This is a genomic window from Rhodococcus sp. 2H158, assembly GCF_053764755.1.
Genome location: NZ_JBSNCE010000026.1, coordinates 1 through 22,318, shown reverse-complemented (window position 1 = coordinate 22,318; position 22,318 = coordinate 1). Strand labels below are relative to the sequence as shown.

The following is a 22,318-nucleotide window of genomic DNA, read 5'->3' as shown; positions in this document are numbered from 1 at the left end:
GTTCCACCTACAAAACCGATTCCACAGCATTCTCCGCATCGTGAATGCGGAGCCTCCCCGACATGAGCTGTGGGAGCAGAGTGTCGCGGATCAAACCGAGTGTGCGCGACTCAGCGCTGGCAGTCGATGCAACGCGATGCAACTCGGCGGCCTTGGTAGAGAATTTCGCGAGGACGGAATCGTCGGGAATTTGCACAGGAAGGTTCTTGAATCGTCCACGCGGGAGCTCGAGGAATGTCGCCCCGTTCGCGTGCGAGATAAACTCATCGACGCGTGAGCGCATGTCATGATATAGCCACCACTGACATGAAGGATTCTTGGCATTGACGACGATGAACCCCTGATTAACGGCGACTGGTATCTCAGCGATTGCGAATGCGCCGATTGTGGCCCGCGACGTCATCAGGATTGAGCCCACCGGATACAAGTTTGCGGAGCTATTCAGAAGTCCCTGTTCAGTAATCGTTCGCGATGTCTCAGCCAGAGAAGGCACATTGAGGGCGGTAACGTCGGTCGGAGTCGCCCACTGAATCGGCCCATCCCAGTACTCAGGAACACTCGTCCTCGGCGTTCCGCCTCCACCGATGTCGGCGATGTTCTCGTACGTCACCTCATGAGCAGTAGCGCCCCATCTGGCCCTCTTGAAAATTGCGCGGGCGAGCGCGTCCGCAGTCGCTGCGACCTTGCGGTTTGCAGCGATTTTGTCGTCAAGGGCGCCAAGGACCTCGGCGATGGCGTGTTGGCTTTCAAAGGTTGGGGCTGGAATTTTCACAGACCTGAGGGCAGACTGGCGAATACCCACCACGGTAGTTCCCGTAGCACGCCCAACCAGTTGAGATTGGACCGGACCGCACTGCAGGGCGTAGTAGAGATACCCCGTGTGCAGAACGCCTTGCTTTCCTCTAAGGCCAAACAAGCGTTGTCCGAGGACCAAGGGCTCATCAGACGGTACGCGTGCGACACGCCCCAGCGGCGCTTCACTGGTCAGCAGTACATCCCCACGACGAAGAGGAACCGGCATCCACTTCTCAGCTGTTTCTTCCGATACGTATCGAGCCTCCTCAAGGTGGAGGCGGCCATCGGATACCAACATCGCTGACGCGACAGGGACACCAACCGCAGAAAAGTCAACACCCAACTTCTTTGGTGTCTTACCTCGATGGTCTATGAGAACCTCCAGGGACTCGCCAAGAACGAGGTCTCTCATTCCACCCTCCCCAACTGCTCCCGCACCATAGCCGCCAGCCGCGCCGACTCGTCGAACTGCTCGTACAGCTCCTTCGTCAGCCGCGCGATCTTCTCCTCGATCGGCTCGCCGTCGTCCTCGACCGGGGCCGCGCCGACGTATCGGCCGGGCGTAAGCGCGTAGTCCGCTTCCTTGATCTCCGCGAGTGTTGCCGAGTAGCAGAACCCGGGCTCATCGGCATACTCGACATCGGCAGCAGATTCCGTTCCGCGCCAAGCATGGTAGGCACCGGCGATCTTCGCGATGTCGTTGTCCGACAGCGCTCGCTCGGCTCGATCCACCATGTAGCCGAGGTTGCGGGCGTCGATGAAGAGCACCTGGCCGCGACGATCGACCTTGCCCTTCGCGCCGGCCGACTTGTCCTTTGCGAAGAACCACACGCACACCGGGATGCCGGTGCTGCGGAACAACTGGGTGGGTAGCGCCACCATGCACGAGACGAGGTCGGCCTCGACGAGCCGCGCGCGGATCTCGCCTTCACCACCGGAGTTCGACGACATCGAGCCGTTCGCCATCACCACGCCAGCGCTGCCCTTTTCGGCAAGCTTGGAGATGATGTGCTGAATCCACGCGTAGTTGGCGTTGCCGGCCGGCGGAACACCGTACTTCCAGCGCTTGTCGTCTTCCTTGCGGGTCCAGTCCTTGATGTTGAACGGCGGATTCGCCATCACGTAGTCGGCGAGCAGATCCGGGTGCTTGTCGTGGGCGAACGTATCCTCCCACCGGTCACCGAGATTCGCGGTGATGCCGTGGATGGCGAGGTTCATCTTCGCCATCCGCCACGTGCGCTCGTTGAGCTCCTGCCCGTACACCGCGACGTCGGTCGGGTTGCCGCCGTGGTGCTCGATGAACTTCTCGGTCTGCACGAACATGCCGCCCGAACCGCAGCATGGGTCGTACACCCGCCCGTTGTACGGCTCGAGCACTTCCACCAGCACCCTCACCACGCCGGCGGGCGTGTAGAACTCCCCGCCGCGCTTGCCCTCGGCTCGGGCGAACTTCTCCAGGAAGTACTCGTATACCTCACCCAGCAGGTCCCGCGCCTTGCGCGCACCCTCACCGGTGAATCGCGTGTCGCCGAGCAGGTCCATCAGTTCGCCGAGACGCCGCTGGTCCACACTCTCGCGGTTGAAGATCACCGGCAGAGTCCCCACGAGGGTCTCGTTCGCGTTCATCAGCTCTCGCATTGCGCCGTCGATCAACTGGCCGATGGTGCGGGCTTCGACGCCAGGAGCCTCCTGGATGCCCTTGGCGTTCTGCGCGAGATACGACCACCGGGCCGCTTCCGGCACCCAGAACACGCCCGAGCCGAGGTACTCGTCCTGGTCGTCGATGAGCGAGGCGATGCCGTCCTCGTCGAGTCCGTCGGCGACCAGCTCGGCGCGGATCTGCTCACGACGCTCGTCGAAGGCGTCGGAGACGTACTTGAGGAACACCAGACCGAGGATCACGTCCTTGTACTGGGAGGCGTCCATAGAGCCGCGCAGCTTGTCCGCGGCCTTCCACAGCGTGTCCTTCAGTTCCTTCATCGTCGACGGCGCGGTGGGCGCCGCCTTCTTCCTCGGTGGCATGGTCAACCTTCCTCCCGGCCGTGCCGGGTTCCTGCGGTGACGGTGAGGACACCGTGGCCTACACCGTCGGTCAAGGTATCGGTGAGTCGGTCGAGCGTGTCGAGCAGTTGCTCTGCGGCATCGCGGCGCGCGCGTAGTTCGTCCACCGCGGCACTCACCGCGGCATACTCATCCGGCGGGACGACCGGGATCGGCCAGTCCCGCCACCCCAGGCCGGACCGGATCGCCCCGGCAGGTTTGGACGCGACGGGCATCTGCCGCAGGCTGCGCGCGACGAGCTCGGGCAGTATCCCGGAGGTCTGCGGATCGGTGATCCGGAGAATCCGTGCCGGGGCCGGCACGATCGCCGCCCCGTCGTAGTCGACGACCACGCCGAACTCAGGTGTGGCACAGAAGACGATGTCGCCGGGCTCGGTGTAGCGGCCGCTCGGATAGCGGGTGGCCAAGGTGAGACGATCGATTCCGCGATCTCCGATGCGGGCCCGGCCGAGCAGTTCGTCGGGGCCGATGACGCGCACGTCGCCGCTCTCCTCGATATCTTCGTCGTCGATGCGGTTGCCGGGCACCACTTTCAGCGCGCCGGCGTCGGCAAGCCGGCCTGCCGTCGGCAATGGTCGCGAGGTGCGCCGGTACTCGACGGCAATGCGCAGGTCGTCGTGCACCGCGCGGGCCGCTCGGTTGGCGGCGACCACCAGCTCGACGACCTCGGCTGCGGTCTCGGCCCCGGAAGTTCGACGGCGCCGACGCCGGGGCGCTGGGGGCAACAACCCACGACGGTCGTCGGCGAGCAGTTCGGACGTGCGGTGGATCGACGCGAATTGGAAGGCGTGTGCACGCAGGAACTCTCGCGAACCCGTGGCGGCGGTGATGTCCGCGACGATTCCGTCGGCGACGGCCGCGTCCAGAGGCCGGGATCGCAGATCGGCCAGCACGGTCCAGCGGTCGGCAGGAGCGGTCGCCGGGTCGGGAGCACCCAGCACCCACAGCGCCAACGACGAGCCCGGCCGGGTGACGAGCAGCCCCTCTGGCAGGCGGAACGCGGCGCGCAGTCGATCCGACCGCAGCAGGTCGGCACGCACCGCGGCGGCCGCTCGGTCGCGCAACGGATCGGTCAGCGCGGACGCCGGCCCGACGATCACCGCGATATGTTCGGCACCCATCTGCATGGTGATGTTGTCGATCTCCGTGAGAATCCGGGCGTCGGTATAGCCGAGGGTGGCCGGCGACGGGTACTGGGTGAGGAACACCGCCGGCCCGTCGATCGAGAAGTTCTCGTCGAACCCGGACTCCGGCGTGGGACGACGGCGCCACCGGTGCACGGCGAGCCGGCGACGCGCGAGGCGAGCGGTCGGCGTGTCGGCACGGCCGGTCATTGCCGTCGGCTCGACGAACTCGGGCAGTCGCCGTCGCAATGCCACGAACAGGTCGCTGCCGTCCGGCGACGGGTCGACGAAGACGGCACGGTCGTCCGGGGCCAGTGCCGCGATCACCTGCGCGCACATCTCGAGCGCGGGCGGGCTGAGCGCCGTGTCGGCCAGCGCCTCGAGCGGCAGGCGAAAGCGCTGCGCCATAAGGGTTTCGAAGGCGTGCTCGACGGTGTACGCGGCGTCGGCCAGGCGGTCGGCGTGTGCGGCGTAGGCGGGCAGCCGATCGCCCAGCGCGTCGATTTCGCGGTAAAGGTAGGCATCGTCGGGGTCGAGGTCGTCGGCCTCGTCGAGCAGGTCGTCGATATCGAGGCCGGCAAGTTGCTCACCGGTTTGCGCCTTCACACACAGCAAGGCGGTCAGAGCCGCGAACACCGCGGCCGGCTCGGCCCCGGCCGGGTCCTCGAAGGCCGCATGCGCTGCGAGGTCCTCGGCGAAGGCCTCGTTATTGCCGAGCCCACGGCTGGCGAGCCACGCGACGACATCGTCTGCGCGGTAATGCTGCTGTCGTCCGTCCACGCGAACGGGATCGGGAAACGGCCGGTCGCGCCCACGGTAGCGTTTCACCCACATGGAGACGACGGGCCGCTGCACCCGCGCGAGGGCCGCGATGTCCGTCTTGGAGAGCAGCAGTTCGGAGTCGGTGCTCACGGTGTCGGCCCTCCCTTCTACAGTGCGACGAACGGCCGCCGTGGGACGGTTCCTCCAAAATCTAGATCATCGGACCGACAAGAACTAACGTCGCGTCGATATCCCCCCTTATCAATCTCGCTCATGCTGTGATCGACTCCGGGCACGCATCCTCGAAGGCACAGAAGGCACGCCGCAGAGGAGGACACCATGCTCGCAGCCATCCACATCCGGCAGACCGTCACGGCCGCCGGCCCGCTGAGTTGCGCGGCCCTGGCCACCGACACGGGCGTCGCGCTGTTCACCCGCGCCGGCGGTACCGCGGAGGCTCGCTTCGCCGCCGGGCTCGATGCCTTCGCCGAACTGTGCGGCCGCGCCGGGAACGTCACTGCGCGGCTGCACCTGACGGACGCAGACCTGCGCCGAGAACTGCGTGCCGTCGCGGATTCCTTCCCCACTGTCGCCCTCGTCGACGTCGGCTACGGTCCCCTCGGTGCTCTGGCCCGAGCCGCGGCCGACGCGATCGGAGAGCACGTGGCCGCGGTACTCGCTGCGGAAGAGGTGGCACGCGAGGCAGCGACGAACCCGCCGGCCGAGCAGACAGTCGCCACCGACGCGTCGAAGGGCTCCCGCAGGGGCGTGGGAGTGGCGTGCGTGCGGGCCGACGGCAGCTACCGCCAGAAGGTCTGTCCCGATACCCGGTCGATACTCGCCGGCGAGCTCCTCGCCATCGAACTGGCCGTCACCACGTACCGGAACCGGCCCCTGCACATCCTCAGCGACAGCCGGCACGCGCTGGCGGGCCTGCGCGGCGAAGCCCCGCTCACCACCGAAGCATCGGTGATCGTCGACCGCATCCGGCACCGCACCCGTGGGCTGCCGATCCGCTACTCGTGGGTGCGCGGGCACAGCGGACATCCGCTCAACGAGGTCGCCGACCGGCTCGCGGTTGCCGCCCGGCGCGCTCACGAGGCCCAGCTTCCTTCTGCCGCTCGGCAGACGATCGCCGAGAACATCGTCGCCTCGTTGTCCACCCCTGCGTCCGCCGCGGCCTGAACCGCCGCGGTCCTGCCGCCGGGCCACGCATTCCCGTCCGGCAGGATGAGCGCATGATGTCGCTTCTCGCCGCGCCCCTCGGAGCCGCCCGCATCGCCCTGGACCGGACCGTGGAGGTCGCCGAGTTCGCGGTGTCCGTTCCCGGGCGGGTCACGAGCCTGTTCGAGGCCACCGAGGCGCTCGTCGCCCGCGTCGACGACGTGGTCACCGACGCCCGCGCGATCGTCGCGCGCATCGACGAGGTCGTCACCGACGCCCGCGCCGCCGTCAGCCGGGTCGACGAGGTCATCGACAGCAGCTCGACGGTGGTCGGCGACGCCGCGGCCGTGGCCCACCGGGCGCAGGATGTGGTGTCGTCCGCCGGCCGCACGTCCGACGCGGCTGGCGAACTGCTCGACACCTACGCGCCGATGGCGACGCGGGCCGCGCCGCTCGCGGGCCAGTTCATCGAGGAACTCAGCGCCGAGGAGGTCCACGCGGCCGTCGTCCTGCTCGATCAGCTGCCGGAGCTCGCGGACCGGATGACGGCCCTGATGCCGATCCTGGGCACGCTCGAGAGCGTCGCCCCGGAGATCCACGAGCTGCTGGGCGTCGCGAAGGACGTGCGGCAGGCGATCGTCGGCGTCCCGGGCTTCAACTTCCTGCGCCGTCGCGGCGAGGACAAGGAGAACGGCGACGAGGACTGATCGTCACGGCTGGACGAGAATCTTGACGTTCTCCTCCTTGTTGTTGATCAGTTCCTCGAAACCACTCTCGACGATGTCGTCGAGCGCGATCCGGCCGGTGATGAACTGGTAGGGGTCGACCTTGCCGGAGGCGATCATCTCGATCGTGGCGGGATGGTCGTTCGCATAGGCCAGGCTGCCGAGCAGGTTGACCTCGCGGAAGACGAGGTCGTTCATGGCGACGGACGCCTCGTGGCCCCAGATCGCGACGTTCACGCACGTGCCACCGGCGCGAGTGGACAGGATCGCGGACTTCAGCACGGCGTCGATGCCGGCGCATTCGAAGGAGACGTCGGCGCCGCGGCCGCCGGTCAGCTCCAGCACCTGCTCGGTGACGTCGCCGTCGCGCGGGTCGATGATGTGATCCGCCCCGGCCGGCTCGGCCTTCTTCTTCCGCACCTCGGCCGGTTCGACGACGATGATCTGCTCGACCCCGGCGGCGCGCAGCGCCGAGGTGGTGACGAGACCGATCGGCCCGGCCCCGAACACGAGCGCGGAATGGCTCGGTTGCGCGCCGGACAGTCGCACGGCGTGGTACGCGACGGCGAGCGGTTCGACGAGGGCGCCGACGTCGGTGCCGAGTTCGCCGAGCGGATGGATCCAGCGCCGCTCGGCGACGACGTACTGCGAGAAGCCGCCGCCGTACCCCGACAGGCCCACGAAACCCAGTGTGCTGCACACGTTGTAACGGCCGTTGCGGCAGGCGTCGCAGCGGCCGCAGATGATGTACGGCTCGACGACCACCCGGTCGCCCACCCGCACGTCGTCCACGCCGTCGCCCACTTCCGCGACGACACCGGCGAACTCGTGACCGAGCGTGATCGGCACGGTCTCACCGGTGATGGGGTGCGGTGCGTCGGCAGGCGGGGCGAAGATCGGGCCCTCGAGGTACTCGTGCAGGTCGGTGCCGCCGCAGATACCGCACCACTCGACCTCGACCTTGACGGTTCCGGGCCGGGTCGCCGGTTCGGGGACATCCTCGACCCGGATGTCCCCGGGGCCGTGGAAGCGGGCTGCCTTCATGGGTCGATCTCCTCGCTGTACGGGCGTCGGACCTGTTCGGCCATGTCCGACGCGGGACCATCCGGGTGCGCCGCTACCGAGGCCGGCGCGTGATCCAGAACACAGCGCGGGCGTCGCCGCAACAAGCGTTGCAGTGCGTTGCGCCGCGGCACCGCCGCACGCCGGGTGTGGTGCCGGACACATCTCCGGGCATATGCTCACCGCAACCCGACCGACGAGAGATGGAGACCGTGGTCAACTTCAGCGCCATCGAACCCGGCACCGACCTGCATCGATACGCGCGCGAACTGGCGCGCATGCACGATGCGGTCATCGGCGGCGGTCGTTCGCCGTTGCGGCCGCGGTCGGTGGTCGCGCGATCGTGGACGCGGGTGCTCGGGGCCGGACTCGCCCCCGACGGCAGCAACGCCCGCGCCCTGCTGCCGCTCGCCGAGGTCGAACGGCGCCGGCGGAACTCCCCGCTGTCGGGGGTGATCGGCGACCTCGAGCAGGTGGTGTGCTCCGTGGCCGAGGCGTCGCACATGTTGATGGTCGTGACCGACGCGGACGGGATCGTGCTGTGGCGGGCCGGGTCGGCCAAGGTGCGCAGCCGCGCCGACAGCCTCGGATTCAGTGAGGGCGCCCGGTGGACGGAGTCGACCGTGGGGACCAATGCGATCGGGACGGCCCTCGCCGAGGCCGCCCCGGTACAGCTGTTCTCCGCCGAGCACTTCGAGCAGTCCCAGCACCCCTGGTACTGCACCGCGGCACCGATCCACGATCCGCGCACCGGGGAGCTCCTCGGCGTGGTCGACGTGAGCGGGCCTGCCCTGACGATCCATCCCACCATCAGCGCGCTCGTCGAGACGGCGGTGCGGCTCGCCGAGGCGCAGCTGTGGCGGTTGCACGAGAACCGGCTCGAACGGCTGCGCACGGCCGCGGCGCCGGTGCTCGCCTCGATGAGCGGGCCGCTGCTGCTCGTCGACGAGCACGGGTGGGTGGCGCACGCGTCGGGCGTTGCGGCCACCAAGCGCGTGGCGGCGCCGACGTCCGAGCGGACCTTGAGCGTGCCCGGCCTGGGCCTGTGCGTGCCGGAGCAGCTCGCGCACGGCTGGCTGATCCGGCCCGCGGGTGGCCCGGCGCGGATGGCGATCGAACTGGACCTGTCCGGCACGCCGACGGTCGTCGTCAGCGGCACCGACTCGGCGTGGCGCAGCCCGCTGTCCGCCCGCCATGCCGAAATCCTGCTCCTGCTGCACCTGCGCGGGCCGCAGGGAATGACGGTGACCGAGGTGAGCAACGGCATCTACGGCGACCCGGACCACGCCGTCGCGGTGCGGGCGGAGGTGTCCCGGCTGCGCCGCGTGCTCGGCTCCGTCGTCGAGAGCCGGCCCTACCGGCTCGCCGACTCGGTCGACATGACGCTCACGCTCGGAACGGCCGAACGCCTCGCGGACTGCGCGTTCGTCCGGCACGCGACCAGCCCGGCCGTCCGCGCGCTCGCGGACGGCCGGTGAGGGCTCAGGCCCGGTAGGCGTCCGTCCCGGCCCGGCTGAGCACCAGGCGCGGCAGCACCGCACGGGAGGACAGCCGCAGCACCGCGTCGACGAGTTCGACGACGTCGTTCACCTCGAGCATCTCCTCGGCGGGGATGCGGTCCTTGATCCAGTCGGACATGTCGGTGTCGACGTAGGCGGGTGCGATCGCGGACGCGCTGACGCCGTTGCCGGACTCCTCGGCGTTGAGCGTCTCGACCAGAGAGATCAGCGCCGCCTTCGTCGCCCCGTACACGGCCAGGCCGGCCTCGGCGTAGACACCGGTGATCGACGACAGCGCAACCACTTTCGCACCACGGCCCGGGGCGGCGGTCGCGGCCTTGCGCAGCAGCGGCAACGAGGCCTGGATCAGGGCGAAGGGGGTCTCGAAGTTGACGGACACCGTCTTGCCGAAGCGCCGCATCGGGAACTCGGCGATGGTGCCGGCAGTTCCGACGCCGGCGTTGAGCACGAGCGCCCGCATGCTGCCGAACGTCTCCTCGTGCGCCGCGACGACGCGCGCCGCGGTGTCGGGGTCGCCGAGGTCGGCGGCGACGACCCGGACCTCGGGCGCACCGGCGTCGCGCAGGCCGACGGCCACCGCGTCGAGCCGCGCCTCGTCGCGCGCGGTGAGCGTCAGACCGTAGCCCTGCTCCGCGAGGCGGGTGGCGACACCGAGCCCGATGCCGCGGGATGCGCCGGTGACCAGGGCGCTGGGGTTCACGAGATCGGTTGTCACGCTGCGCCTCCCCGCAGTGCCTCCAGGCCGGCGGCCGCGAAGACCGGTACGGCCTCCCCTGCCCTGTCGAAGCCGTCGCCGACGGTCGCCCCCACGCGCCAGCGGTGGTTGATGCCCTCGGCGATGACGGCGAGCTTGAAGTTCGCCAGGCCCATGTAGAAGTTCCAGTGGGCGAGTTCGCGGCCGGTCGCCACCGCGTAGCGCTGTGCGAGGTCGTCGGCCGACGGCAGGCGCGGGCTGGTCCACGCGGCGGATTCGCCGAGCACCTGATCGAGCGCGGGGTTGCGGTACACGCACATCAGGGCGACGTCGGTGAGCGGGTCGCCGAGCGTGGACAGCTCCCAATCCACCACCGCCGCAATCTTTCCGGCGTCGACGGGATCGAGAATCGTGTTGTCGATCCGGTAGTCGCCGTGCACGATCGACGCCGCCGACGACGCGGGGATCGCGTCGGCGAGGGCGGCGTGGAGCCGATCGAGGTCGTCGAGGTCGCGGGTCTTGACCCGGTCCCACTGGCCGGCCCACAGCTTCACCTGCCGGGCGACGTACCCGTCGGGGCGGCCGAGGTTTCCGAGGCCGACGGCCTCGTAGTCCACCGAGTGCAGGGCGGCGAGCACGCGGACGAGCTCGCCGGTGCACGATTCGATCTCGGCGTCGCCCAGGGTGGCGAGGTCCTCGGTCGTGCGGATCACCCGGCCGGTGACGTGCTCGACGACGGTGAACGGAGCGCCCATCACGGAGTCGTCCTCGCACAGGACGACGGTCTGCGCGACGGGCACGCCGCAACCCTGCAGCGCCGACGTAATGCGGAACTCGCGGGCGACGTCGTGCGCGGACGGGGTGAGCCCCGCCGTCGGCGGCCGGCGCAGCACCCACCGCGACGTGTCGTCGAAGATCGCGTACGTCAGATTCGACTTGCCGCCGGAGATGAGTTCGGCGCGCAGTTCGCCGTCGAGGGCGATACCCGAGTCCTCCAGATAGCGGTGCAGGGCACTCAGGTCGAGTCCCTCGTGCTGTGCGGTCTTCATGCCCGGCTCTCCTTCGCGGCGGCCGCCTTCTTCGCGGCGCCGACGGCGCGCTTGGCGATGGCCCAGCGGTGCACCTCGGAAGGCCCGTCGTAGATGCGGAACGGGCGGACCTCGCGGGCGAGCCGCGCGACGGGCAGGTCGGCGGAGACGCCGAGGCCGCCGCACATCTGCATCGAACGGTCGACGATGCGGAACACCGCCTCGGCCGCGAAGGTCTTGGCGATGGACGTGGAGTTGGACGCGTGCGATCCCTGGTCGAGTTCCCAGCATGCCTGCGTCAGCAGGGCACGGGTGGCGGCGATGTCGATCTCGTTGTCGGCGACCATCTTCTGGATCATGCCGAGGTCGCCGAGCTTGCCGCCGAACCCTTCCCGCTCGGCGACGCGGGCGACGGCGATGTCGTGGCCGCGGCGCGCCGCGCCGAGCCAGCGCATCACGTGCGTCATGCGGGCGGGCCCGAGCCGCACCTGCGCGTAGGCGAAGCCCTGGTCGACCTCACCGAGGACGGCGGAATCCGGCACGAACAGGTCCTCGAAGAACACCTCGCAGTGACCGCCGATCATGGCGCGGTCGATGGTGTCGATGTGCCGGCCGACGGTCAGGCCCGGGGTGTCGGCGGGGGCGAGGAACATCGTGGCCCCGCCGCGCTGTCCGGGTTCGCCGGAGGTGCGGGCCATGATGATGAAGAAGCCGGCGCCGTCGGCTCCGGTGATGAAGTACTTGCGGCCGTTGATCTTCCAACCGCCGGAGACCTTCTCGGCGCGGGTGGTGAGCGCGTTGGGGTCGGACCCGGCGCCGGGCGCCGGTTCGGTCATCGCGAATCCGGACCGCACGTCGCCGTGGGCGAGCGGCGCGAGGAACTGCTCCTTCTGTTCCGGGCTGGCGATGTGCGCGAGCATGTGCACGTTGCCCTCGTCGGGGGCGGCGATGTTGAGCGCGATGGGCCCGAACAGCGAGTAGCCCGCCGCCTCGAACACCGGGGCGCGGTCGACCATGCCGAGTCCGTGGCCGCCGTACTCGACGGGTGCGTGCGGCGCGAAGACGCCGGCGTCCTTGGCCGCCTGCTGCAGCTTCACCCGCAGGTCGTCGCCGCCGGCGGCGGTGATGTCACCGTTGTGGGCGTCCTCGACGGGCAGCACGTGCTCCCGGACGAACTCCTCGGTCCTCGCCACCAGCGCCTGGACGTGTTCCGGGTACGACAGATCGACAGCCATCGCGATTCCTCCTCCTCACCCCGACCGATCGATCGCTCGGTTACGACAACCGTGACACACCCCACCCCGCGCGGTCAACCCGGACGCTCTACCGTGCGCCCACGGCGCAGTCGCTACCGTGCGCCCACGGCGCAGTCCTTACCGTGCGCCCACGGCGCAGCGCGCGATGGCGAGGTAGCGGTGGACCACCTCGTCGGGCGCAAGCGGCCCGTCCGGTCGATACCACCCGGCGACGGCGACGCACATGGTGATGACCGCTCGGCTGGCGTCCTCCGGGAACTCGGTACCGAACTCCCCGCTCGTCACCCCGTCCCGGACGATCTCGTCGAGCATCCGCTGCTGCTCGTCGCGCAACGCGATGTAGGCCTTCCGGCTGTCCGGTTCCATACTGCGCATCTCGGTGGAGGCGACGAAAGCCTGATTGCGCCGGAACATGTGGAACCGCAGCAGGGACTCGACGACCGCGTCGAACCGCTCGGAGGCCGTGGGGCCGGCCTCCGCGAGGGCCTGCCGGCTGCGGTCGAGCAGATCGCCCATCACCGCCGTCGTCAGCGAGACCAGCAGCGCCTGCTTCGACGGGTAGTGATGGTACAGGCCCGGCACCGACAGCCCGGCCCGGGCGGCGATCTCCCGGATCGAGGTGCCGTCGTAACCGCGCTCGGCGAACGCCTCGAGGGCGGCCTCGAGCGGCTTGGGCAGGGTCGACGGCCCGTACTGCCGCCACGATCCCGATTCGACGGCTTCCTCACGCGTTTCCATGGCATCACCGTAGGCGACCCCGGCGGGCCGGCCGAACGTCACTGCCGGCGGGCCGGCCGAACGTCACCGCCGGCGGGCCGGCCGAACGTCACCGCCGGCCGGCCCGTCACCGGATCGCGGTGCCGGTGCCCGCTCCCTGTCAGTAGTCGTCGTCGCCGTAGAGCACCATGCCGCGCAGGTTTCGGCCCTCGTGCATGTCGGCATAGCCGTCGTTGATGTCCTCGAGCCGGTATGTCTTGGTGACCAGCTTGTCGAGCTCGAGCTGTCCGCTGCGGTAGAGGTCGAGCAGCTTCGGGATCTGCGAGCGCGGGCCGACACCACCGAAGATCGCGCCCTGCAGGCGCTTCTGCAGCAGGGTCAGTTCGAACAGGCTCAGCGTCACCTGGGTGTCGGCGGCGCTGCCCATGCCCACCACGACCACCTGGCCGCCCTTGCCGGTCAGCGCCATCGACGGGGCGATGATGTCCCCGTGGATCTCACCGACGGTGATGATCGTGACGTCGGCCATCGCACCCCAGGTGATCTCGCCGATCACCGGCAGCGCCTCCTCGATCGAGGCGAACGTGTGGGTCGCCCCGAACTTCTTGGCCTGATCCCGCTTGAACTCCACCGGGTCGATGGCGACGACGTGCCGGGCACCCGCGTGCGCGGCCCCCTGCACCGCGTTGATGCCCACGCCGCCGATGCCGATCACGACGACGGAGTCGCCCACCTTGGTGCCGCCGATCGCCGTCGCGGAGCCCCAGCCCGTGGCAACGCCACAGCCGAGCAGGGCGGCTTTGTCGAGCGGAATGTCGTCCTCGATCTTGATGACCGAGGCCTCGTGCACGGTGACGTAGGGCGCGAACGTGCCGAGCAGGCACATCTGGATGACCGGATCACCATTGAGGGTCACCCGGTGCGTCTTGTCGGCGATCGCCTGCCCGGTGAGGAGGTTCGCCCCCTCGTCGCAGATGTTCTGCAGGCCCTTCGCGCACGAACGGCATCGCCCGCACGCCGGGATGAAGGCGAGCACCACGTGGTCGCCCTCCCGGATGTTGGCCACCCCCGGCCCGACCTTGGTGACCACGCCGGCGCCCTCGTGCCCGCCGAGGATGGGGAAGGACGGCATCGGCGTCGCGCCGGAGCGTAGATGTTCGTCGGAGTGGCACAGTCCGGACGCTGCCAGACGCACCTGCACTTCACCGGCGACCGGGTCTCCGAGGTCGATCTCCTCGATCTCCCATGGCTGATTGAGCCCTTTGATCACCGCAGCCTTGGTCTTCACGAACCCTCCCACCGGATCCACTGTGAACTGTGTCACCATGAGTAGAGCAGGACGAGCGTCCGCATGGACGACTTTGAGGATCTCCCCAGGACGCGAGTTACCTGATACCTTGGGTAACGGCAATGTCCCCATGGAGGTACACGATGATCCACATCCGCCACAGCGCCGTTGCGGAGGTTCCCCCCGAGGTGGCGTTCGCCTACCTCGACGATCACCGCACGGTCCCCGAATGGATGTACGGCGTCAACCGCTTCGTGCCGGTGGGGCCGCAGGTCAACGGCCTCGGCGCGGTCTTCGACGCGACCATGCAGATCGGACCGAAGGGCCTCGAATCCCGCCTCGCGATCGTCGACTGGGAACTCGACCGCCGGATCGTTCTCGACTCCATCGCGGGGTTCCGCACCGCCTCGTCGTGGGAACTCGCCGACCTCGGCGACGGGCGGATCCGCCTCGACGTCGACTTCGGGTACCAGCTTCCCGGCGGCCTGGCCGGACGGGCGCTCGGCAAGCTCATCGAACCGGTGGTGGGCACCGCGATCCGCCAGACCGAGCAGGCGCTGCGCTCGAACCTCGGCCGCGTCGCCTGAGCGACGCGTCCCCTGCGCCGACACGGCGCTCGCCTCGGGCGACAAACATCTTGGAGAGCAAGGCGATTCACGCGATCATCCGGAATCCGCCCACACAGTTGCGCGGGCGGATTCCGGAGACGCGAGCAACTCCGCTAGGTTCGGCGGCGGAGGTGCCGCCGGATGACTGACGATCGTCGCATGATCCATGTGCGCCACGACGGGGTGGCGCTCGTGGACCGTCAGGCCGCCTTCGCCTACGTCGCCGATCACCACACGGTCCCGGAGTGGATGTTCGGAGTCACCCGCTTCGAGCCCGTGGGTGATCGGGTCCGCGGCGTGGGCGCGCTCTTCGACGCGAGCATGCGGATCGGGCCGGCCACCTTCGACTCCCGGCTCGAGATCGTCGAGTGGGAGGACAACCACCGGATCGTGCTGAGCTCGATCTCCGGCTTCCGCACCCTGTCGTCGTGGCAGTTCGACGATCTGGGCGACGGTCGCATGCGCCTCGCCGTCGACTTCGGCTACCGGCTGCCCGGCGGCGCGGCCGGTCGCGCGGCGGGGCTGCTCATCGAGCCGCTGGTGGGCACGATCGTCCGCCGGACCGAGAACGCGCTGCGGGAGCAGGTCAGCCGGATCTCCTGACCCGCCGCGCGGCCGGTCAGAAGTTGCCGCGCGCCGCCTGCTCGCGCTCGATCGCCTCGAACAGGGCCTTGAAGTTGCCCTTGCCGAAACCGAGCGAACCGTGCCGCTCGATCAGCTCGAAGAACACCGTCGGGCGATCGGTGATCGGCTTGGTGAAGATCTGCAGGAGGTAACCGTCCTCGTCCCGGTCGACGAGGATGCCACGCTTCTGCAGTTCCTCGATCGGCACCCGCACGTTCCCGATCCGCGCGCGCAGCTCGGGGTCCTCGTAGTAGGCGTCGGGGGTGGCGAGGAACTCCACACCCTCCTCGCGGAGCCGGTCGACGGCGGTGAGGATGTCGTTGGTGGCCAGCGCCAGGTGCTGCGCGCCGGGCCCACGGTAGAAATCGAGGTACTCGTCGATCTGCGAGCGCTTCTTCGCGACGGCCGGCTCGTTGAGCGGGAACTTGACGCGGTGGTTGCCGTTGCAGACCACCTTGCTCATCAGGGCCGAGTAGTCGGTGGCGATGTCGTCACCGATGAACTCGGCCATGTTGGTGAAGCCCATGACGCGGTTGTAGAAGCCGACCCACTCGTCCATGTGGCCGAGCTCGACGTTGCCGACCACGTGGTCGAGGGCCTGGAAGATCCGCTTGGGCGCGCCGTCGCGCTTGCGGTAGGTCGACGACTTCTCCACGTAGCCGGGCAGATACGGGCCCGTGTAGCGGGACCGGTCGACGAGCGTGTGGCGCGTCTCGCCGTAGGTGGCGATCGCGGCGAGTCGCACCGTGCCGTACTCGTCGCTGATCTCGTACGGCTCCTCGAGGACCGTCGCGCCCTGAGCCCGGGCGTGCGCGATGCACTTGTCGACGTCGGGCACCTGCAGCGCGATGTCCACGACGCCGTCACCGTGCCGGCGATGGTGCTCGACGAGCGGGCTGTCCGGATCGACCGCACCCTTGACCACGAACCGCACCGCCCCGCTGCGCAGGACGTAGGCGTGGTGGTCGCGGTTGCCGGTGGTGGGACCGGAATAGGCGATCAGTTCCATCCCGAATGCGGACTGGTAGTAGTGCGCGGCCTGGGTGGCGTTGCCCACCACCCACACCACCGCGTCCCAGCCGCTGACCGGGAACGGGTCCCGCTCGGCGTCGTACTCGACGAGGCCGACGAGCTGCCGCAGTTCCTCGGGGTTCAGCTGGGCGAGCTTCTCGCTGTCGGTGAGGGTGAACTCGAGAGTCATGGCGATTCCTCCTGCCGCCGGACGCGGCGCCATCGGTGTGTCGTGTGTCACCAGGAAAAACCCCGTCGCCGCGACGGTGCAATCTCCTCTCTCCCAGCTGATCGACCTGACTGGAAAATGCGGGATGCCGGGCGAGCCGCTATACAATCGGCACAGTTTCCGCCGCCTCTTCGGAAGGAACGGCCATGCGTGACGCCGTGCAGCTGGACGAGTTGGATTTCGCGCTCCTGGACACGCTGCACACGGATCCGAAGATCGGCGCCCTGGAGTTGTCCCGGAGGTTGCGGGTGGCGCGCGCGACGGTCTCGGCACGGCTGCGCCGGCTCGAGGAGTCCGGGATCATCGCCGGCTACGAACCGCGACTGGACCTGGCGGCCGCCGGATTCGAGGTCCAGGCATTCGTGACGATGGAGATCGTCCAGGGTGCGCTCGAAGCGATCACCGATGTCCTCGAAGCGATTCCCGGGGTGCTCGAGGCGTTCGCGACGACCGGCGCCGGCGACATTCTGTGCCGGATCGCCGCGGACTCCCACCTCGGTCTGCAGCAGACGCTGATCGAACTGAACCGGTCGTCGATCGTCGCCCGGTCGACCAGCGTCATGGTGTTGTCGGAGGTGGTGCGGTACCGGGCCATGCCCCTGCTCCGCACGCTGCAGCCGGGCAAAACCGCCAAAGCGCCCGCCTACCGTCGGTAGAGCTGAAGGTCGGCACGCTCGCCCCCGCCCGCCGAAAACGCCGAAACAGCTCTGCACACTGCACAGAAAAACGACGGGCGGCTGCGCTACAGCTCTTCAGCCTGACCAGTAGTGCAGGCCGCACTTGCGCCCCCTCTGTAACCACGGTCACAGTCTTCTTCATTCGCCCGCTCCCCGGGCATCGCACCGTCCCGACTCCCGAGAGAAGACATGAAGAACCTGCTGACCCGTTTCGAGGACAAGGCCCCCGAGATCGTCTTCGAGTGGCACGACACCGAGACCACCGCCCGCGGCTGGGTCGTCATCAACTCCCTGCGCGGCGGCGCGGCCGGTGGCGGCACGCGGATGCGCCACGGCCTCGACCGCCGCGAGGTCGAGTCGCTGGCGAAGACGATGGAGGTCAAGTTCACCGTCTCCGGTCCGGCCATCGGCGGCGCCAAGTCCGGCATCGACTTCGACCCCTCCGACCCGCGCAAGGACGGCGTGCTGCGGCGCTGGTTCCGGGCGGTCGCGCCGCTGCTGCGCGCCTACTACGGCACCGGCGGCGACCTGAACGTCGACGAGATGACCGAGGTCGTGCCGCTCACCGAGAGCAACGGGCTGTGGCATCCGCAGGAGGGCGTCGTCAACGGGCACTTCGCGGCGGACGACCGCGAACGCGTCCAGCGGGTCGGGCAGCTGCGGCTCGGTGTCGCGAAGGTCGTCGAGGACACCCGGTTCACCCCGGCACCGGATGCGAAGTACACGGTGGCCGATCTGATCACGGGCTGGGGCGTCGCCGAGTCGGTGCGCCACCACTACCGCATCTACGGCGACCCCGCCGGCAATCACGGGCTCGGCGGCAAGCGGGTGATCGTCCAGGGCTGGGGCAACGTCGGCGCGGCCGCGGCCTACTACCTGGCCCAGGCCGGGGCTCGCGTGGTCGGCATCATCGACCGCGACGGCGGCATCCTCGACACGGCCGGACTCGACTTCGACGAGGTGCGCACGCTGCTGCTGAACAAGGACGGCAACGCGCTCCGCAGCGACCGGATGCGTCCGTTCACCGAGGTGCACGACGCGATCTGGGACCTCGGCGCCGAGATCTTCCTCCCCTGCGCGGCCTCCCGCCTGGTCACCCGCGAACAGGTCGACCGTATGGTCACGGCCGGCCTCGAGGTGATCGCCAGCGGAGCGAACGTGCCCTTCGCCGACGACGAGATCTTCTACGGCCCCACCTACGAGCACGCGGACAAGTCCGTCTCCGTGATCCCCGACTTCATCGCCAACAGCGGCATGGCCCGCGCCTTCGCCCAGCTCATGGAGGGTGACGTGGAGGTCTCGGACGCGGCGATCTTCGGCGACGTCTCGGACACCGTCGCGGGTGCGCTGCAGCGCTGCCACGACCGCTGCGCCGACCATACGGGCGTCGCGGCCACCGCGTTCGAGATCGCCCTCGACCAGCTGGTGCCGGCCGGGGAGCGCATCGATGACTGACACGTTGGCCACCACGCCGGCCACCACCACCGAGCCCGCGCCGCGGGCGATGCTGCACCAGGCGATGCGGCCGCGGCAGCTGGTGATGATGAGTCTCGGCGGCGCGATCGGCGCGGGACTGTTCGTCGGCTCCGGCGCCGGCATCGCCGTCGCGGGCCCGGCCATCCTCGTCTCGTTCCTCGCCGCCGCCGCTCTCGTCGTCCTCATCATGCGGATGATGGGCGAGATGGCGGCCGCGAACCCCGCCAGCGGCGCCTTCTCCGTGCACGCGGAGAACGCCCTCGGCTCCGTCGCCGGCCGCACCATCGGCTGGCTGTACTGGATCCAGGTGGTCATCGTGATCGCGGCGGAGGCGACCGGCGCCGCCGCCATCACCGCCGCCTCGATTCCCGGGATCCCGCAGTGGGCCGCGGCACTGTTCTTCATGGTGGCGCTCACCGGCGTGAACCTCGTCGGCGTACGCCGGTTCGGCGAGGTCGAATTCTGGTTCGCGGCACTGAAGATCGTCGCCATCGTCGCCTTCCTCGCGATCGGCGTCGCGATGATCGCGGGATGGGTGCCTGCCTTCGACAGCACCGGGTTCGCGAACCTCACCGCGCACGGCGGCTTCGCGCCCACCGGTATCGCCGGTATCGCCGCGGGCCTGCTCATCGTGGTATTCGCGTTCGGCGGCACCGAGATCATCGCCATCGCGGCCGCCGAGACCTCCGATCCGCGCCGCAACGTCGGCCGCGCGGTGCGCACGTTGATCTGGCGCATCCTGGTCTTCTACATCGGCTCGGTGCTGATCATGGTGACGGTGCTGCCGTGGACGTCCGAGGATCTCGTCACGGGCCCGTTCGTCGCGGTGCTGAACGCCGGCGCGGTACCGGGTGCGGCCGCCGTGATGACCGTGATCGTGGTGGTGGCGCTGCTGTCCTCGCTCAACGCGATGCTCTTCAGCGCCTCACGGATGATCTACTCCCTCTCGCAACGCGGTTCGGCCTACCCTGCGTTCGGCCGGGTGGCCGCCAACGGGGTGCCCCGCAACGCGGTCCTCGCCTCGGTCGCGTTCGGATTCGTCACCGTCGCACTCAACTACGTGCGTCCCGACAAGGTGTTGCCGCTGCTGCTCAACGCCGTGGGCTCGACCATCCTCGTACTGTGGACGTTCGTGGCGGTCTCGCACCTCGTGCTGCGCCGACGTGCCCGTCGCGACGGCACCGAAGACGCCCTGCCGCTGAAGATGTGGGGCTTCCCGTACCTGTCGTACGCGACGCTCGGCCTGCTCGCCGGCATCGCCGTGCTCGCGCTGTTCGACACGGCCGCCCGCACCCAGCTCATCGCGACGGGCGCGCTCACCGCCACGATCGCGGGCGCGTGCTGGCTTCTGCACCGCCGGCAGACGGTTCGGCAGTCGTAACCGACCGCACAGACGACGACGCCGTGCGTCCTCCCGCAGGGGGGAGGGACGCACGGCGTCGTCGTGGATCGGTCCCCGCCGTCAGTCCTTCGGACCACCGGCGACGTAGATGACCTGACCCGACACGAATCCCGCACCCTCGCTCGCGAGGAACGAGGCGGTGTGCGCGATGTCGTCGGGCTTTCCGGTGCGGGCGACGGGGATCTGCGAGGCCGCGGCGGCCTTGAAGTCCTCGAACGACATGCCGACCCGCTCGGCCGTCGCAGCGGTCATCTCGGTCTCGATGAAGCCGGGGGCGATCGCGTTGGCGGTGACGCCGTACTTGCCGAGCTCGATCGCGAGGGTCTTGGTGAAGCCCTGCATGCCGGCCTTGGCGGCGGAGTAGTTGACCTGACCGCGGTTGCCCAGCGCGGAGGTGCTCGACAGGTTGACGATGCGGCCGAACTTGGCCTCCACCATGTACTTCTGCGTCGCCCGGGACATGAGGAACGCGCCCCGCAGGTGCACGTTCATCACGGCGTCCCAGTCGTCGACGGTCATCTTGAACAGCAGGTTGTCGCGGGTGATGCCGGCGTTGTTGATCAGCACCGTGGGATCGCCCAGCTCGTTCGCGACCTTCTCCACGGCCGCGGCGACGGACTGCTCGTCGGCGACGTTCGCGCCCACCGCGAGGGCCTTGCCGCCGGCCGCCTCGATGGCCGAGACGGTGTCGCCGCATGCGGACTCGTCGAGGTCCAGGACCGCGACCTGGAATCCGTCCTGCGCCAGTCGCTTGGCGACTGCGGCGCCGATGCCGCGCGCGGCCCCGGTGACGATGGCGGTGCGGGTGACTGTTTCGCTCACTGCTTACCTCCGTGCTGTTGTGGTTGGAAACTTCAGTTGATGGTCAGGCCGCCGTCGACCGCAATCGTCTGGCCGGTGACGTAGCCGGCGGCCTCCGAGGTGAGCCACACGGCGGTGGCGGCGATCTCCGCGGGATCACCGGTGCGGCCCAGGACGATTCGCGGCTTCATGCTGTCGAGGTAGCCGGGCTGGTACTCGTCGGTCATCTCGGTCTCGAAGAATCCCGGCGCGATGGCATTGACGCGGATGCCCTTGCGTGCCCCCCACTGCTGGGCCAGGTCCCGGGTCAGGCCGATCACGCCGGCCTTGCTGGCGGCGTAGGCGGCCTGCGGCAGTCCCGCGGTGGTGAGGCCCAGGACGGAGGAGATGTTGACGATGGAGCTGCCGGGCTGCATGACGCGCCCGGCGGCCTGCGCGGCCCAATAGGAGCCGTTCAGGTTGATGTCGATGACGCGCCGGAACTGCTCCGGGGTCTCCTTGGTGGCCGGGACGGCCGTGCCGATGCCGGCGTTGTTGATGAGGATGTCGACCTTGCCGAAGTGCTCGACCGCGGCATCGACCATCCGTTGCGCCTGCTCGGGCTCGGCGATGTCGGTCTCGACGCTCAGCGCGCGGCGGCCGGCGGCGCGGACGAGTTCGGCGGTCCGCTCGAGCCGGTCGGCGCGACGGGCCGCGAGCACGACGTCGGCCCCGGCCTCCGCGAGAGCCTGGGCGAAGGCGACGCCGAGGCCGGAGGAGGCGCCGGTGACGATCGCGACGCGGTCGTCGAGGCGGAACTTGTCGAGCACGGACATGTGTGTAGTCTCCTCCGATAGTCGATACCTATGCGAATTGTATAGTTGAATTCGCGCTCGAGTTCAAGACCGGAAGTTCGAAAAAGGCGCGGCCACAAGCCCTTTCGGGCCCGCGACCGCGCCTCATCCGTCTTCCCGGTCCGAGGGGGACGATCAGCTCAGGCGCTCGAGGACCATCGCCATGCCCTGACCGCCGCCGACGCACATGGTCTCCACGCCGAACTGCTTGTCGTGGGTCTGCAGGTTGTTGAGCAGGGTGGCGGTGATCCGCGCCCCGGTCATGCCGAACGGGTGACCGAGGGCGATCGCCCCACCGGAGACGTTCAGCTTGTCCTCGTCGATGCCGAGTTCCCGGGCGGAGCCGAGCACCTGCACGGCGAACGCCTCGTTGATCTCGAACAGGTCGATGTCGGAGATGGTCTTGCCGGCGTGGGCGAGAGCCTTCTTCACGGCCTCGATCGGGCCCAGACCCATGATCT

At 69.0% G+C, this 22,318-nt stretch carries 20 protein-coding genes and 1 pseudogene; 8 read left to right on the top strand and 13 right to left on the bottom strand.

The genetic code is table 11. The features are described 5' to 3' along the window. Window positions 1–7 precede the first annotated feature (7 nt). The 3 genes from ACWPOB_RS22565 to ACWPOB_RS22555 are packed head-to-tail and all read right to left on the bottom strand — an operon-like array spanning window position 8 to window position 4,892. The gene (locus tag ACWPOB_RS22565) at window positions 8–1,207 is read right to left on the bottom strand and encodes a restriction endonuclease subunit S (protein WP_100055397.1); all 1,200 of its coding nucleotides are present in this window, start codon (window positions 1,205–1,207) and stop codon (window positions 8–10) included. Beyond that, entirely contained in the window at window positions 1,204–2,817 is a 1,614-nt protein-coding gene (locus ACWPOB_RS22560; RefSeq protein WP_100055396.1) for a class I SAM-dependent DNA methyltransferase, read from the bottom strand. Before ACWPOB_RS22560 ends, ACWPOB_RS22565 begins: the two co-directional genes overlap by 4 nt. Window positions 2,818–2,819: 2 nt before the next feature. Continuing rightward, on the bottom strand, window positions 2,820–4,892 hold the full coding sequence (locus ACWPOB_RS22555) for a restriction endonuclease subunit S domain-containing protein (protein ID WP_100055395.1): 2,073 nt from the start codon (window positions 4,890–4,892) through the stop codon (window positions 2,820–2,822). A 189-nt stretch (window positions 4,893–5,081) separates the two neighbouring features. Between ACWPOB_RS22555 and ACWPOB_RS22550 the strand changes: the two genes are divergently transcribed. Together ACWPOB_RS22550 and ACWPOB_RS22545 are read left to right on the top strand one after the other, a co-directional pair. Further along, a complete protein-coding gene (locus tag ACWPOB_RS22550) occupies window positions 5,082–5,927 on the top strand; it encodes a ribonuclease H family protein (protein WP_100055394.1) in 846 nt (281 codons plus the stop codon). A gap of 53 nt (window positions 5,928–5,980) precedes the next feature. After that, window positions 5,981–6,613: a ribulose 1,5-bisphosphate carboxylase large subunit gene (locus ACWPOB_RS22545; protein WP_455402174.1), complete on the top strand. Its 633-nt coding sequence runs from the start codon at window positions 5,981–5,983 to the stop codon at window positions 6,611–6,613. Between the two features lie 3 nt (window positions 6,614–6,616). On the opposite strand, the gene ACWPOB_RS22540 is transcribed toward ACWPOB_RS22545, so the two are convergent. Beyond that, window positions 6,617–7,675: a 2,3-butanediol dehydrogenase gene (locus ACWPOB_RS22540; RefSeq protein ID WP_455402173.1), complete on the bottom strand. Its 1,059-nt coding sequence runs from the start codon at window positions 7,673–7,675 to the stop codon at window positions 6,617–6,619. A 230-nt stretch (window positions 7,676–7,905) separates the two neighbouring features. Here ACWPOB_RS22540 and ACWPOB_RS22535 point away from each other — a divergent pair, with 230 nt between their 5' ends. Beyond that, window positions 7,906–9,171: a GAF domain-containing protein gene (locus ACWPOB_RS22535; RefSeq protein WP_455402225.1), complete on the top strand. Its 1,266-nt coding sequence runs from the start codon at window positions 7,906–7,908 to the stop codon at window positions 9,169–9,171. A gap of 4 nt (window positions 9,172–9,175) precedes the next feature. Here the strand turns inward: ACWPOB_RS22535 and ACWPOB_RS22530 are convergent, their stop codons facing one another. The 5 genes from ACWPOB_RS22530 to ACWPOB_RS22510 form a co-directional block, all read right to left on the bottom strand. After that, a complete protein-coding gene (locus ACWPOB_RS22530; RefSeq protein ID WP_455402172.1) occupies window positions 9,176–9,928 on the bottom strand; it encodes an SDR family NAD(P)-dependent oxidoreductase in 753 nt (250 codons plus the stop codon). Beyond that, a complete protein-coding gene (locus ACWPOB_RS22525; RefSeq protein ID WP_455402171.1) occupies window positions 9,925–10,956 on the bottom strand; it encodes a phosphotransferase family protein in 1,032 nt (343 codons plus the stop codon). Before ACWPOB_RS22525 ends, ACWPOB_RS22530 begins: the two co-directional genes overlap by 4 nt. Next, window positions 10,953–12,170: an acyl-CoA dehydrogenase family protein gene (locus tag ACWPOB_RS22520; RefSeq protein WP_455402170.1), complete on the bottom strand. Its 1,218-nt coding sequence runs from the start codon at window positions 12,168–12,170 to the stop codon at window positions 10,953–10,955. The genes ACWPOB_RS22525 and ACWPOB_RS22520 overlap by 4 nt, the downstream gene beginning before the upstream one ends. Window positions 12,171–12,308: 138 nt before the next feature. Beyond that, on the bottom strand, window positions 12,309–12,929 hold the full coding sequence (locus ACWPOB_RS22515; RefSeq protein WP_455402169.1) for a TetR/AcrR family transcriptional regulator: 621 nt from the start codon (window positions 12,927–12,929) through the stop codon (window positions 12,309–12,311). A 139-nt stretch (window positions 12,930–13,068) separates the two neighbouring features. After that, the gene (locus ACWPOB_RS22510) at window positions 13,069–14,196 is read right to left on the bottom strand and encodes an NDMA-dependent alcohol dehydrogenase (protein ID WP_100056348.1); all 1,128 of its coding nucleotides are present in this window, start codon (window positions 14,194–14,196) and stop codon (window positions 13,069–13,071) included. Between the two features lie 143 nt (window positions 14,197–14,339). Between ACWPOB_RS22510 and ACWPOB_RS22505 the strand changes: the two genes are divergently transcribed. Then, window positions 14,340–14,783, top strand: a complete 444-nt coding sequence (locus ACWPOB_RS22505) for an SRPBCC family protein (protein ID WP_455402168.1) — start codon at window positions 14,340–14,342, stop codon at window positions 14,781–14,783. A gap of 180 nt (window positions 14,784–14,963) precedes the next feature. Beyond that, complete coding sequence (locus tag ACWPOB_RS22500; protein WP_455402224.1) at window positions 14,964–15,407, top strand: SRPBCC family protein; 444 nt, start codon at window positions 14,964–14,966, stop codon at window positions 15,405–15,407. A gap of 16 nt (window positions 15,408–15,423) precedes the next feature. Here the strand turns inward: ACWPOB_RS22500 and hppD are convergent, their stop codons facing one another. Continuing rightward, window positions 15,424–16,629 carry a 4-hydroxyphenylpyruvate dioxygenase gene (hppD, locus tag ACWPOB_RS22495; RefSeq protein WP_006940681.1) on the bottom strand — a complete coding sequence of 402 codons (1,206 nt, stop codon included), beginning with the start codon at window positions 16,627–16,629 and terminating at the stop codon, window positions 15,424–15,426. A 185-nt stretch (window positions 16,630–16,814) separates the two neighbouring features. On the opposite strand from hppD, the gene ACWPOB_RS22490 reads away from it, so the two are divergent. The 3 genes from ACWPOB_RS22490 (at window position 16,815) to ACWPOB_RS22480 (ending at window position 20,202) form a co-directional block, all read left to right on the top strand. Next, the gene (locus tag ACWPOB_RS22490) at window positions 16,815–17,324 is read left to right on the top strand and encodes an Lrp/AsnC family transcriptional regulator (protein ID WP_006940680.1); all 510 of its coding nucleotides are present in this window, start codon (window positions 16,815–16,817) and stop codon (window positions 17,322–17,324) included. 210 nt (window positions 17,325–17,534) lie between these two features. Further along, the gene (locus tag ACWPOB_RS22485; protein WP_455402167.1) at window positions 17,535–18,800 is read left to right on the top strand and encodes a Glu/Leu/Phe/Val dehydrogenase dimerization domain-containing protein; all 1,266 of its coding nucleotides are present in this window, start codon (window positions 17,535–17,537) and stop codon (window positions 18,798–18,800) included. Next, complete coding sequence (locus tag ACWPOB_RS22480; protein ID WP_100056345.1) at window positions 18,793–20,202, top strand: amino acid permease; 1,410 nt, start codon at window positions 18,793–18,795, stop codon at window positions 20,200–20,202. Before ACWPOB_RS22485 ends, ACWPOB_RS22480 begins: the two co-directional genes overlap by 8 nt. A gap of 81 nt (window positions 20,203–20,283) precedes the next feature. Here the strand turns inward: ACWPOB_RS22480 and fabG are convergent, their stop codons facing one another. The 3 genes and pseudogenes from fabG to ACWPOB_RS22465 all read right to left on the bottom strand — a co-directional run. Beyond that, window positions 20,284–21,045, bottom strand: a complete 762-nt coding sequence (gene fabG / locus ACWPOB_RS22475; protein ID WP_029546459.1) for a 3-oxoacyl-ACP reductase FabG — start codon at window positions 21,043–21,045, stop codon at window positions 20,284–20,286. A 32-nt stretch (window positions 21,046–21,077) separates the two neighbouring features. Further along, complete coding sequence (locus ACWPOB_RS22470) at window positions 21,078–21,839, bottom strand: SDR family NAD(P)-dependent oxidoreductase (RefSeq protein ID WP_043797318.1); 762 nt, start codon at window positions 21,837–21,839, stop codon at window positions 21,078–21,080. 153 nt (window positions 21,840–21,992) lie between these two features. Further along, window positions 21,993–22,318: pseudogene (locus ACWPOB_RS22465) on the bottom strand (acetyl-CoA C-acyltransferase); the annotation flags it as partial.

Bases quoted from the DNA above. Each gene is read 5' to 3' on its own strand.
- ACWPOB_RS22565 (WP_100055397.1), bottom strand. From the start codon at position 1,207: ATGAGAGACCTCGTTCTTGGCGAGTCCCTGGAGGTTCTCATAGACCAT.
- ACWPOB_RS22525 (WP_455402171.1), bottom strand. From the start codon at position 10,956: ATGAAGACCGCACAGCACGAGGGACTCGACCTGAGTGCCCTGCACCGC.
- hppD (WP_006940681.1), bottom strand. From the start codon at position 16,629: ATGACTCTCGAGTTCACCCTCACCGACAGCGAGAAGCTCGCCCAGCTG.
- ACWPOB_RS22505 (WP_455402168.1), top strand. From the start codon at position 14,340: ATGATCCACATCCGCCACAGCGCCGTTGCGGAGGTTCCCCCCGAGGTG.
- ACWPOB_RS22520 (WP_455402170.1), bottom strand. From the start codon at position 12,170: ATGGCTGTCGATCTGTCGTACCCGGAACACGTCCAGGCGCTGGTGGCG.
- ACWPOB_RS22490 (WP_006940680.1), top strand. From the start codon at position 16,815: ATGCGTGACGCCGTGCAGCTGGACGAGTTGGATTTCGCGCTCCTGGAC.
- ACWPOB_RS22480 (WP_100056345.1), top strand. From the start codon at position 18,793: ATGACTGACACGTTGGCCACCACGCCGGCCACCACCACCGAGCCCGCG.
- ACWPOB_RS22560 (WP_100055396.1), bottom strand. From the start codon at position 2,817: ATGCCACCGAGGAAGAAGGCGGCGCCCACCGCGCCGTCGACGATGAAG.
- ACWPOB_RS22500 (WP_455402224.1), top strand. From the start codon at position 14,964: ATGATCCATGTGCGCCACGACGGGGTGGCGCTCGTGGACCGTCAGGCC.
- ACWPOB_RS22540 (WP_455402173.1), bottom strand. From the start codon at position 7,675: ATGAAGGCAGCCCGCTTCCACGGCCCCGGGGACATCCGGGTCGAGGAT.
- ACWPOB_RS22470 (WP_043797318.1), bottom strand. From the start codon at position 21,839: ATGTCCGTGCTCGACAAGTTCCGCCTCGACGACCGCGTCGCGATCGTC.
- ACWPOB_RS22545 (WP_455402174.1), top strand. From the start codon at position 5,981: ATGATGTCGCTTCTCGCCGCGCCCCTCGGAGCCGCCCGCATCGCCCTG.
- ACWPOB_RS22550 (WP_100055394.1), top strand. From the start codon at position 5,082: ATGCTCGCAGCCATCCACATCCGGCAGACCGTCACGGCCGCCGGCCCG.
- ACWPOB_RS22485 (WP_455402167.1), top strand. From the start codon at position 17,535: ATGAAGAACCTGCTGACCCGTTTCGAGGACAAGGCCCCCGAGATCGTC.
- ACWPOB_RS22515 (WP_455402169.1), bottom strand. From the start codon at position 12,929: ATGGAAACGCGTGAGGAAGCCGTCGAATCGGGATCGTGGCGGCAGTAC.